Genomic DNA, 11659 nt, shown 5'->3' with positions numbered 1-11659 from the left:
GCTATTTAAAGCAAGCGAGGTTTATGTCAGTGTTAGGTACCGCACAGCACGCCAACACCTGACCTTGTGCTTTTTCACTGTCTTGAATTGCGGGGGCATCGGCTTGGTGCACGGAACCTGATTTAACGGTGCATTTACACGCTCCGCAGAATCCGGCTCTACAGCTGTTGGAGATGGAAAGACCAGCAGCTTCGGCTTGCTCAAGGATAGTGCTCTGGTTGTCACCTTCAAATACCACTCCATCTAGGCAAACTTTAACCTTTTTATAGGGCGGCAAGGGGGCTCTTGAAATACCAAAGGTTTCTTGGTGATATTGTTCTTCTCTTAGTTCGTTGGTTAGCATTAATTTTTTAATATTTTCCATGAAGCCACTAGGCCCACAAACAAAGACTTGTCGTGAGCTAAAGTCTGGAATTTGCTTCAAATGGGAAAGATTAAACCGCCCTGCTTGTCCTGGCCAATGTTCTGATGGCTTGCTGAGTAGGTAGGTAATGGTTACATTCGGGTGGTGCTCGCTGATGAGTCTCAGCTCTTGTTTGAAAGGTATATCATCTTCGGCCACGCATTGGTGATAGAACACGATGTCACGAGTATCATTTCTATCTGTTAAATCACGCAGTATCGACATCATAGGGGTTACCCCGCTACCCGCTGACAGTAATAATAAAGGGGAATTTGACGCTTCTGAAAGGTGAAAACTCCCTTTTGGTTGGTCCGCGATAACTGTTCCCCCGGTTTGAAGATGATCAAGCAGCCAATTGGACACTTTACCGCCATGGACTCGCTTCACCGAAATGGCCAAGCGTTCTGGCCGAGTTGGACTAGAGGAGAGGGTATAGGTTCGTTTTACGCGCTGATTATCGATCAACACTTCAATTGGAAGGTGCTGACCAGCTTTGTAGCTTGGCGTGTGATCTGTCTTGGGCTTGAGCCAGAAGGTCTCAAAATCTTTTGCGACGGTTTCTCTGGCCACACAAATAAACTCTTGTTGCTTCACATCGAGATCTTCGTAGCGTTCTTTGGCTTTATATTCAAGCACCTCAACGATGTCATTGGTTGAGATCATCCCTTCGTTTTTTGCGATAAGATTCTGGCCATAAAATATTTTTCCATCCTCGTTGGCTCTAAAACGAGAGAAGGTCTTGAGTGGCTCCTTGTTTGCTCTGAATGCGCCTTGATCAACATTGAGTGTGGTTAATATACAGCGCTCACAAGGTTCTACGGTTTCAAACTCCACGTCACCGATTTTAATCCGCTTCCATGAATCTTCGATAAAAGGCTCATCGGATTGAACGATCAGATTGGTACGAAACTGCGCCATGTTATGTACCTCACTACTTCGCCTATTGAGCTCATCCAACGAGGCGGAACTAATGAGCAATAGTGGAAAGCCATCAGCAAAACTGACGGGCTGGGCCGTGTTTTCTCTTATCCGGTTGGACTGTTCCCCCGTGAAGATGAGTGTCACTCGTTTGCCTATTACCTTACTGAACCAATCATCCGCTTCATCGGTCGTCGTATAAGCAGAAAAGTGATCTCTCCATACGATTGCGTTGGTGTTGTGCATATTGAAATTAGAATAATGCAATTCAAGTGGAGGCATGCCGGGATAGGTAAAGACGATTCCCGTAGGTCGTAAGCTTGATGCCACCTTAACCATGTTCGGGTATTGGCGTGCAGTGACCATCGTCGGGTACTTAGCACTCATTGCTCGGGAGTCACCCACTAGCATTAGCATAAAGCGGCGATCAAAACAGAGGCCTTGCTTTTCGACCCATGATGAAGACAGAGAAATTCCACCAGTGGACTTAACTGGGTAAACATTTATTTGAGAAAGTACAGTAGGATTGACCACAATGTGCCCTTTTAAAATGATGTTTTTGAGGAATGAAATAAAAAGTAGGCTGATGCTAAGAAAATGCCTATCTCAGCCTACAGAGCATAATCAATAGAAAGTATGATCGTTAGCTGCGACAGAATATGGCTTCATAACCGAAGACGCACGCTTACTTAGGATGAATGTCGTCGAACCCAATACACTCGATATCGTTCTCTTTCAACCAGTTGGAAAACGCGTCACTGGTTAAGATCTCCCATTCTTGGCGTCGATGATGCGTATAACTAGACAGTTGCTCCAACTCTTCGCTGACTGAGTTAGCAGGGTGGCACATTAACTCAATGGTGCCATTCGGCACGGCTTGCTTGTAGGCAGTCAGTATGGCTTTTAGGTGTTCGATAGTGGCGCCTTCTGCAAAAAAGCCAGTGTCAAATGCATCTGGTGTAGGCACAGAAAGTCGATCTTGACCAAGAATAAAGGTATCAATCCGTCTTACCGGAAGGCCGATTTCATTCGCTGTTTGGACAAACCCCGCCTTTAGAGGCCGATATGCGCCAGCAAAATGATGGCTGTCGATGTGGCTGATTTTTAACCCTGCGTCTAGCGCGGCTTGATATTGTGCCAGTAACTCTCTTTTTATATCGTCAGCGGACACCTCTGACTTACTAAATAGCGCTGTTCTCGAGAAAAAATTACCATTTTTGTCTACGAGAGTCGGTATGGCTTCAGGCTTGGAAATAGGCTTGCCTGATGTCACTGTAAAATGGAGCCCAACATGACGAATTAATCCACTTTTGTAGAGTTGTATTGCGTGGTTTACCGCTGGCTGGTTCATCATGATGGTTGTGGATTTTACCGTTCCTGCGTGAAAACAGTCGGCAATACCTAAATTTACTGACTCTGTAAGACCAAAGTCATCTGCATTCAATATAAGTTTCATACGGCATAACCTGAATGATTAAAATGAATAATACTGGCATTAATGTAGTGACAGCTTCGAGCTTCTCTCTTACGCCAAACTAAGCATTTTTATGGTGGATATTAGCTTGATTAATTTATAATGTGATTTTTCGTCTAACAAACTAATATTCTCCCAATATAAATTAATTGAGGTAATGCATGGGTGTGCCAGCTAACCAACAGCAACTCCTTTCGCTACTGTATACATTCAGTGTGGCTGCTCGTCATTTGAGCTTTACCGATGCCGCTGAAGAGCTTTTCTTAACGCAAGGAGCGATCAGTCAGCGAATAAAAAAGCTTGAGGGGTTACTTAAATTCAACTTGTTTATCCGAAAAACAAGAAGGCTAGAACTTACACCAGAGGGGAGGAGGGTGTTAACTACACTCAATAGTTCGTTCGAATCTATCTTTTCTGTATTATCCGATATCCAAACGGGGGAACTTACTGGCGATTTATACATAGCCACCTCACCTTATTTTGCTTCGGCATGGTTGATCCCTCGCTTACCCTCACTTCGGCGGCAATACCCAAGTTTAAGTATTAAGTTGCAGACGAAGCAGAACCAATCTGATTTTCAGTTTGAACCATACGATGTAGCTATTTTTTATAGCGAAGGGCGCTACCCCAATCACTATAGTGAACGACTTTTTTCTGGCATCAGGACTCCAGTATGCAGCGCCTCTTATGCTCAAGAACTTAACCTTCATAGTGGAATTGAGTCACTTTCTCGGGTGAATTTTATTCATAGGGGGGATACGAGTGCATGGCAGTATTGGCTAGATGAAATGGGGGCCAATATTGATTGTAAGAAAAAATGTGACTTTTATAGTGATAACCGCCTAGCAATGGAGGCAGCAGAGTTATCTCTAGGGGTCTTTCTAGCACGGCTAGAGTTTGCTCTTCCCTTAATTAATGCAGGAAAGCTGGTGGCACCTTTTCCAAGGATTGAATCAGGGAAAGGCTACGACCTGGTATGTCCTAAGGGGATGGAATCAAGAGCAAAATTTCAAGCCTTCTCTCGTTGGATTCACGCTGAGGTGAATAGTAAGAATAATCATATGGGCTAATGGGATGGAGCAGTAGAGCCTGGTTCGCTATAGACTAAAGAAGCCTAGCATCGCTGCTAGGCTTTGAGTTGGGAATAATGAAATCAACGATTTCTTGTATGTAACAAAAAAGCACAAATCGTTGCGGCGACACCGCACAGCGTCAAGACTAATCCCAGCGACTGCATGGCACCAGCCAGACCTAGCCCTATACTTAGCAACAAGTAATAAGCTAGGCCAAATAATGCGCCAGCGCTCCCCGCAACCTCTTTGTAATCGACTAAAGCTTGGCTCAAGATATTTGGTATTGCGAGACCAAATGAGATCACAGCGCCCATCATAGGTAACAAGAACCACAGTGATGATTGAGTCAGCCATACCGCTGTTCCACACATGAGCGCTATACCAACGGCGAGTTTGGTCAGTGCCATGGGTGACCATCCCTTATTGAGAAGGTGCTTATTCATCATGCTACCAATAAATGTCGCCATAGCAAGCACTACACCGGAGTAGCCAAAGTCTTTTGCTGTCATACCAATATCTGAAAACAAAAATGGTGCGAGGCTGTAATACCCAAACAACATTGAGTTGAAAATAGCAACCAGTAAGGCGTTTAGCCAAAGTGTTGAGTCTTTTGACATTCGCTTTATCAAGGGCCACATCTGTACCTTAGAGGTTGTCATGGGCCTAGTTTCAGGTAACCCCCATACTGCTATGAGCAATAGAAGCATTGCGAGTAGCATCAAACCACTGAAAACACCGACATAGCCATAGTATTCAGCAAGTAACCCACCGCTCAATAGGCCTATGACAGGGCTAATTGAGAGAGCAACCCCCATGACGGAGAATACTTTTGCTAATTCAGAACCATCATAGCAATCACGCAGCATTGTCTGAGTAATGACCGAACCCACTGCGGCACCAAATGCAGAAATGACACGCGCCAACAACAATATTTCAAACTTGTTTGTGACTAAAGCGAGTAGTGCACCAAGTCCATACGTCAGTAAACCTGCAAGCATAGCTGGGCGTCTTCCGATTAAGTCACTTAGCCTTCCCCAAAACACCACTCCGATAGCAAATGCTAGAAAGTAGACGGAAAGTGTTTGAGATGCTTTAGCATCGCTAACATTAAACTGATGAGCGATATCAGTAAGAGCTGGACTGTAGATTGTCTCCACGATTTGTGGAAACATCATTAATACCACCGCTAGCCATAGAGGCGGAACTTTAGAAATCATAATAACCTCCATTAATTAAGTGGCGGCCATTGTAAAGTTTCGCTTAAAGCTCTGTTATAGTAATTAAGACTAAATACATCAAAAATAGGACATTATGGCAATCATTCATCCGCAGCAAGATTTTAATCCTGATTTAATCGATGCCATGGTTGTAGGTGTGGCCTCAAAGCTCGCTGTGCATGACTCTGGCCTACATACGCATCGCTCTCACCAGCTGCTGTTTGCTCAAGCAGGGTGTATGAGTATTGAATTGGATCAGCGGATATGTTTGCTTCCTCCTAGCCGCGCTGTTTGGATTCCTGCTGGAATGGTACACAGAGTGTTAATGACTGGTGTCGTTGAGTACCGTTCACTTTACTTCTCGCTTGACACTGTGTTGCCTGACTTTGACAAGGTCCAGATAATGGAAGTCAATCCTTTACTGAGAGAGCTGATTGAAAGGATGGCTCATTGGCAATGGGATATGCCTGTGGGTGACCAAAAAACGGTACTTGCTCTTTTTTTGGAAGAAGTAAAGAGCGCACCACGCGAATATTGGCAGTTAAAAATGCCGAAACATCCGAGGTTACAAACTTGGTTATCAGACCTTAAACAAGATCATTTGTTACCTGAACAACTCAACACATTCTCTAAACAAATTGGAATGAGTGCGAAGACGGTCAGCCGTATTTTCAAAGCTGAGACGGGCATGAGTTACCAAGCTTGGCGTCAGCAATGGCGGTTACTTAAAGCAATGAACTTATTAGCCGATGACTTACAAGTTAACCAAGTAGCTGATAAATTAGCCTTTTCAAGCGATAGTGCTTTTATCAGTTTTTTCAAAAAACACACAGGGTATACGCCACTCCATTATCAAAATAATGAGTAAGCGGGCGCGAGAAAGAAAATCATACATGACTGCTCGCCCCGTTTAGAGTGAGGGCTTGCCCAATATGGATTCAAGTTCATCTTTTGGCATTGCTCGATAAAATAACCAACCCTGTGCTTTGGGGCTGTCACAAAGCTGTTTGATATGTGCCAGCTCCGATGGGTGCTCAATGCCCTCAAAAATGAGCGGTTTATTCAATTGGTTTATCATTACAATAATATGTGTAACCAACTCTCGCTTGAGATCATTGGATAAAGATTGTGTAAAAATACGGTCTATTTTTATCTCGCTAAAATCTATTTCCGTCAGCCACACCAAGTTTGCTAACCCTGTTCCAAAATCGTCCAGAGCCACAATAAAACCGAGTCCTTTCGCTTTTTGTGAAAATGCCCTCAGGTAAGGAATATCCAATTCCACTCTTTCAGTAATCTCAAGTTTAATTTGGCTAGGGTTAATCCCCTTTGAGGCCACTTTATCGATCAGGGCCTCAAGATAGTCCAAGTGAAGTATCTCGTAAGATGAAACATTCAATGCGATGAAAAACGAGGAGTCCGAACGTAGCAGGGCCTCCATCTCTGATAATGCGGTATCGACGATGAATTCAGACAATTGAGCATAAAGTGATAGCTCCTCAGCCATCTGAATGACAAATTCTGGCGATACATGGCCTAGTCGTTCATCGTGCCATCTAAGTAGCGACTCAACTCCGACAATATGTTCAGATCGGGCATCAACAATAGGTTGGTAGGCTAAATGTAACCGCTTATGCTTGAGAGCTTCTTGAAATCGATGCTCCATGGAGGCACGTCGCTTTTGAACGGAAGCCCACCAATAAGTGAGTAAGGCACTGAGCAAAGCGCATATCAGAACCACGACAATGAGCGCGGGAGCTGATAAATACAAGATACCAGAACGCTTGTTATTTGTGTCTATACAAATAGGCAGTGTGTCACTGCATTGCTGAATCTGTTGATATAGGAAAGGTAGCTCAAAGGCTTCTGAGTCGAGGGCTTCATACGAAGCAAGAGTCTGAGACGGGCCTTGGGATAAAATGCGATAAGAAAAATCAGGAGCCAATCGCGAATACTGAGCATAAAAATCCAGTGATGCAAATGCAGCAATGGAGCCTACTCTAAAGGCAACCAAAGGTAAATCAGCCGGAAAAAGGTTGTTAGTATCTGTATAAATTTGCAGCGCTGAAGTCTCTTGGCTTTGCTTATCAATCAAAGGAGGAGGTGAATCTAAGAGACCCCAGTTGGCGGTGCATACGAGTGTGTCTTTTTCGATCAAACCAATGTCATAGACAAAATAATGATAATTCGCGAGAAGTTGAAACTCATCAATGCTAGCAGAAGAGCATTGCTCAAGTGGCTTTTCTTGAGCTTCATCGATAGCCGTCATCACATCTTGCACAACACGTTCAGTATGGGCGAGTAACCTTTCAGTAAATGCTGATTGCTTGGACAGTTGAAATTGCATAATAGAAAAATTAGCCAGTGCAAGCAGCACCAAAAATGTCACCGTCGCAATGCCTAGTATTAAAGTGCGCATCGTGTTTAGTGACATAGTTTACCTCGTTTCTGCGTGTTAATGAGTGAGTGTATCGCTTGTAAGTCAATGCTATTTAAGCTGGGCAGCCCCCCAACTATGTTGGGAAGCTTTGAATGTCTCAATAACGGTGACACAAAACTGGTGTCCTGAATACGTCATTGGTGCGCATAACTTGAGCCCTGATGATTTTAGGCCTGCAAGCAGTTGATCTCAATATGCAGTCGGAAATGTTTTATCATAAGTAAACCGAGATTTTATGTTACTGATTGGGTTGTGGGTAGGTATTGGGCGAGACAAACGCAGGAGAGGTCACGGTTATCTCATGTTTTCCTTCTTTATAGTTGAATTCAATAAACCTAGACGTCCAACCGACGGTATTTGTCACTTTAGGTAGAGTAAACGTACATTTTCTCTCATTACAGCGGCCTTTTATCGTATTTGCGCTGTACCTAATATTGGTAGGAAATATGCGAAAATCACGCCCATTGGGGTTGTATGCAGACCAAAGTGTTGCTTGCTTTTCTGGAACAAAATCTGTCGTGATTACGGTATGTTTTTTGTCGTATCTCCATGTCACTGAGGGATAAGAGTGATTATCAAGGAACATAGCGTAGTACTCATTAAGAGCCGTGCTGATGATTTTGGAATCAATCGAATGTGATTGATTAGGTAATATTCGAACCATGTTTTCACCTGGCAGTTTATCAATGTATTGAAGCAGAGAGTCTGGAGTAAAAAAGTCATCTGATGAGGCATTGATAATATATTTTGGAATAGAAAGTCGATCTGCGTATTCAGGTAAATTTGAGTAAGCAAGGGGGTCCTCAATACGCATCAATTTAGTGAAGTTTGGCGTATCAATTCTATCGACTACGCCTTGAGATACGTAATCATGAAACGCAATTGGCCAGTCCCCAATGCTGGCATGAATGTGGCGAATGTTATCGTCGGTATTTAAAATATCAGCGACAATAGGGATCAGCCCGTTGACGCGAGTGTCAACCAGTGACGTTAACCATGCTACCCACCCTCGTTTGCTTGCTCCTGCTAATACGAAGTGTTCAGGTTTCGTAAAACCTTGATTCCTTGATGCTTCTTGCACAGCGTTCATTGCTTGAACAACCGACTTAACCATGGGTAAGTGTGCAGACCAATAGGCATTGTTTGCTGGGTCATCCATATAACGATTCCAGCTATAAGCCACAATGCTATCTTCCTTTCTCGGTATTCCATCGTTAAAAAACAAATACTGGTTCGGCACATCATGTAGATCCGCAACTATCGAAGCGTTGTTCAAGGCAATCTTTTGTAAAGCTAAGGACTCTGGCTGAGGGTTCCCGTGAGCGTCTTGAGGAACATTAGTGCCGCCATTGATATACAGTAAAGCCTGATGGTGCTTAATGGTGTGAGGGACATAAATGATAAGAGTATGTTCCCATTCTTTACCAATGTTCTCTAAAGGCGTATTTGGCCAGTATTGGCTAATTAGCTTGAAGTGATGGATACCGATAGAATCTTTTGCTTCCGACTTGATTAGCTCAATGCTAGCCATGTTCTGTGATGGCTCTGAAAGAAAGCATTGCAATACATTTTCTGGTTTGTCGTTGAGCGAATGTGGGGCACATATGTCCTGCGCTGCTGCGGGGAGGACGACAATACTGAGTAGTGTACAGATGAAGTGATGAGCACTTAAAGTGCTCAATCTTTGAATCTTGAACATGCATGTATTCCTATAAGTTGCGACACAATGGGTAGTTCATGGCAGAGAGTCGACTAGATAGTAAAAGGAGCAGTTGCATTATAACTATCAGATAAATCTTATATTTTTCGTCCGAATGTTTAAGTCTTGGCCTTCTGTCGTACCCCGAAGGAAGAGATGCGTGAGCAGCTTTGACACAGCGGATTGTGCTCAAGAGTGAACTATGATTCTTGGCTTATAGGAATTGACCTAACCTGCCAATTAAACCGTGGCACTCTTTAGCTGTTCGAATGTTGGTAAAACCAAGAATTAGGCTAGGGTGCGTTGGCTTTGAAGAGCACTGTGACAGCGCTTGAGCAAATAACCCGGCTTTCATCATCTGGCGAGAGAGCGCTAGATCATCACATTTAGGGTCATTTAACCTTGCTATCATATGCATTCCCCCCGGTTGGGGTTCAATAGATAGCTTGTGGCCTAGGATTTTGGTGAACAGTTCAGATGTTAATTCTCGCCGTTCGCGATATAGCTTCCTCATCCGTTGAATATGGCGAGGAAAGTGACCTTCTTGCATGAAGGTCAGAATACAGTTTTGTGTAAAAGTGGGGACGTTTCCAGCGAATAACTCTGCACATTGTTCAAATTGAGAGACCTGACTTGGTGGAACTACTATGTATGCCACTCTCAAGCTTGGGAAGAGAACTTTACTGAAAGTACCCGAATAAATCACTCTGTCATGAGTATCTAAACTTTTTAAAGCGGGTAGGGGCTGCCCTGTATGGCGGTACTCTCCGTCATAGTCATCCTCTATAATCCAGCTTTTATTGCTCACCGCCCAGTTTAATAGCATCTGTCGTCTTTGTAGTGAAAGTGATACACAGGTCGGGCTTTGATGCGCTGGTGTGACAATGAGTGCTTTCACTTTACTGTTGTCTGGAAGAGCTAGTCCTTCCTCGTCAACAGGAATCGGCTCAGGGTGAAATCCACTGCTTGCCAGTACCTGACGAGTTAGCGGGTAACCGGGGTCTTCAATGCCAATATAAGAGTGTGTTTTGAGCAGTACGTTAGTGATCCAGCGAATTGAATTGACATAACCTGATGTAATAAAAACCTGTGCCGGGTGGCACTGAACACCTCGGTATAACTGCAGATATTGGCTTATTGCGCCTCTTAAATCCGGCAGCCCGCAGGTTGGAGGATAGGCAAGGCTGCTTTTGTGTGTGTTCCTCGCACATCGCGCCGAAATTCTTGACCAAGTGTTGATAGGAAAGGCATCTAAAGCGGGAATGCCTAGGTGAAACGGTAAAATATCAGGGTGACTGTTTTCTAAATTGAGCTGAGAAGGTGGAGCTGATGGATTCCCTTTAGCTGGGGTCAATAGTTGATGACTGACGACAGTGCCAGCCTGCCCTTTCGCTTCGAGGTAACCTTCCGCTTTAAGTAATGCATAGCCTTCTTCGACTGTCCCTCGTGAAACTCCCATTTCTTTCGCAAGTGCGCGAGCCGAAGGTACTTTCTCACCCGGTTTTAGTATCTGTTGTAAAATTGCGTCGAGAATACGCCGATACACACGCTTATATGCAAATTGTTTTGGGTTTTTCATTATTATATGGACCATAAAAAAAGATAACTTATGGTTCTTAAACTGAACCATTGCCTCTTATAACATACTAAGTAAAGCAGCAGCAATTACCCTGTTTTTTGGGAGAAATATATGAATATCCTGCTAGTTAACAGTAGTCCTAGAAAGCTTCAAGCATGTACGTATCAATCGGCGCAACTTATTATTCAGCAGATGTCTGAGAAGGTAGACGTTGAAGTGGTTGAAGTCGATACAGCAACCTTGCCTCATCTTGATGCTGATTATGCTAAGGCACTGAGTACGCCTGGCCTCATGTACGATGAATCAAGCGGTAGTTTATCATTGTCGAATCAATTAATTGCCCAGCTAAATAAAGCTGATCTCATTATTATTGCATCACCAATGCACAACTTTACTTTACCTTCCAGTCTTAAATGCTGGGTGGACCATGTGGTGAGGGCAGGAAGGACATTTGAGATTACAGACACTGGAAAGCGTGGTTTGCTAATCGATAAACCTATTTATGTTCTTGTGTCTGCGGGCGGAAGGTTTTCTGGGAAAAACGCTTATCAGCCAGATTTCTTTACTCCGTACCTGACAGAAATTATGGCTACAATAGGGTTAAAAGATATTAAGTTCTTCACCATTGAAGGGACTGCTACAAATCGCGAAACCGTACAAGAACAAATTGATTTACTGCAAAAACAATTAAAAGACCATTTAGAAAGTGCTGAAATATCAAGAGAGATGTTTGTCGCGACTTAATGGTAATCGCTGACTAATATATTGATACTTTCTTGTAGTATCGTCGTATATCTCTGAGTCATGTTTTTTTAAGAGTCGTCTGATTGTTGTAAGTGAGACACATCGATAAATT

The 11659-nt window shown here is 43.5% G+C and carries 9 protein-coding genes; 3 read left to right on the top strand and 6 right to left on the bottom strand.

Going from position 1 to position 11659, the window contains the following annotated elements; all coding sequences use genetic code 11:
• Position 1 precedes the first annotated feature (1 nt).
• Together L1D31_RS01290 and L1D31_RS01285 are read right to left on the bottom strand one after the other, a co-directional pair.
• Complete coding sequence (locus L1D31_RS01290) at positions 2–1855, bottom strand: hybrid-cluster NAD(P)-dependent oxidoreductase (RefSeq protein WP_239835296.1); 1854 nt, start codon at positions 1853–1855, stop codon at positions 2–4.
• Between the two features lie 151 nt (positions 1856–2006).
• Positions 2007–2777 (bottom strand): carbohydrate deacetylase, encoded by a 771-nt coding sequence (locus L1D31_RS01285; protein WP_239835295.1) that lies wholly within the window; start codon positions 2775–2777, stop codon positions 2007–2009.
• Positions 2778–2956: 179 nt separating this feature from the next.
• Here L1D31_RS01285 and L1D31_RS01280 point away from each other — a divergent pair, with 179 nt between their 5' ends.
• Positions 2957–3865, top strand: coding sequence for a LysR substrate-binding domain-containing protein (locus tag L1D31_RS01280; RefSeq protein ID WP_239835294.1), 909 nt, complete (start codon positions 2957–2959; stop codon positions 3863–3865).
• 83 nt (positions 3866–3948) lie between these two features.
• On the opposite strand, the gene L1D31_RS01275 is transcribed toward L1D31_RS01280, so the two are convergent.
• A complete protein-coding gene (locus L1D31_RS01275; RefSeq protein WP_275666036.1) occupies positions 3949–5085 on the bottom strand; it encodes a multidrug effflux MFS transporter in 1137 nt (378 codons plus the stop codon).
• A 94-nt stretch (positions 5086–5179) separates the two neighbouring features.
• Between L1D31_RS01275 and L1D31_RS01270 the strand changes: the two genes are divergently transcribed.
• Positions 5180–5953 carry a helix-turn-helix transcriptional regulator gene (locus L1D31_RS01270; protein ID WP_239835293.1) on the top strand — a complete coding sequence of 258 codons (774 nt, stop codon included), beginning with the start codon at positions 5180–5182 and terminating at the stop codon, positions 5951–5953.
• A 42-nt stretch (positions 5954–5995) separates the two neighbouring features.
• Here the strand turns inward: L1D31_RS01270 and L1D31_RS01265 are convergent, their stop codons facing one another.
• From L1D31_RS01265 to L1D31_RS01255, 3 genes are all read right to left on the bottom strand, one after another.
• Entirely contained in the window at positions 5996–7519 is a 1524-nt protein-coding gene (locus L1D31_RS01265) for an EAL domain-containing protein (protein ID WP_239835292.1), read from the bottom strand.
• A 244-nt stretch (positions 7520–7763) separates the two neighbouring features.
• Complete coding sequence (locus L1D31_RS01260; RefSeq protein WP_239835291.1) at positions 7764–9224, bottom strand: PhoPQ-activated protein PqaA family protein; 1461 nt, start codon at positions 9222–9224, stop codon at positions 7764–7766.
• A 214-nt stretch (positions 9225–9438) separates the two neighbouring features.
• Positions 9439–10803 carry a PLP-dependent aminotransferase family protein gene (locus tag L1D31_RS01255; protein ID WP_239835290.1) on the bottom strand — a complete coding sequence of 455 codons (1365 nt, stop codon included), beginning with the start codon at positions 10801–10803 and terminating at the stop codon, positions 9439–9441.
• Between the two features lie 111 nt (positions 10804–10914).
• On the opposite strand from L1D31_RS01255, the gene L1D31_RS01250 reads away from it, so the two are divergent.
• A complete protein-coding gene (locus L1D31_RS01250; protein ID WP_239835289.1) occupies positions 10915–11547 on the top strand; it encodes an NAD(P)H-dependent oxidoreductase in 633 nt (210 codons plus the stop codon).
• Positions 11548–11659 lie beyond the last annotated feature (112 nt).

The sequence above is a fragment of the Vibrio sp. Isolate23 genome (assembly GCF_022398095.1).
Lineage (GTDB): Bacteria > Pseudomonadota > Gammaproteobacteria > Enterobacterales > Vibrionaceae > Vibrio > Vibrio coralliilyticus_A.
The sequence above is the reverse complement of the archived record's forward strand: the minus strand, read 5'-3'. Positions and strand labels throughout refer to the sequence as shown.

Excerpts from the sequence above, each read along its gene's own strand:
- L1D31_RS01265 (WP_239835292.1), bottom strand. The coding sequence starts at position 7,519 with ATGTCACTAAACACGATGCGCACTTTAATACTAGGCATTGCGACGGTG.
- L1D31_RS01250 (WP_239835289.1), top strand. The coding sequence starts at position 10,915 with ATGAATATCCTGCTAGTTAACAGTAGTCCTAGAAAGCTTCAAGCATGT.
- L1D31_RS01275 (WP_275666036.1), bottom strand. The coding sequence starts at position 5,085 with ATGATTTCTAAAGTTCCGCCTCTATGGCTAGCGGTGGTATTAATGATG.
- L1D31_RS01255 (WP_239835290.1), bottom strand. The coding sequence starts at position 10,803 with ATGAAAAACCCAAAACAATTTGCATATAAGCGTGTGTATCGGCGTATT.
- L1D31_RS01270 (WP_239835293.1), top strand. The coding sequence starts at position 5,180 with ATGGCAATCATTCATCCGCAGCAAGATTTTAATCCTGATTTAATCGAT.
- L1D31_RS01280 (WP_239835294.1), top strand. The coding sequence starts at position 2,957 with ATGGGTGTGCCAGCTAACCAACAGCAACTCCTTTCGCTACTGTATACA.
- L1D31_RS01285 (WP_239835295.1), bottom strand. The coding sequence starts at position 2,777 with ATGAAACTTATATTGAATGCAGATGACTTTGGTCTTACAGAGTCAGTA.
- L1D31_RS01260 (WP_239835291.1), bottom strand. The coding sequence starts at position 9,224 with ATGTTCAAGATTCAAAGATTGAGCACTTTAAGTGCTCATCACTTCATC.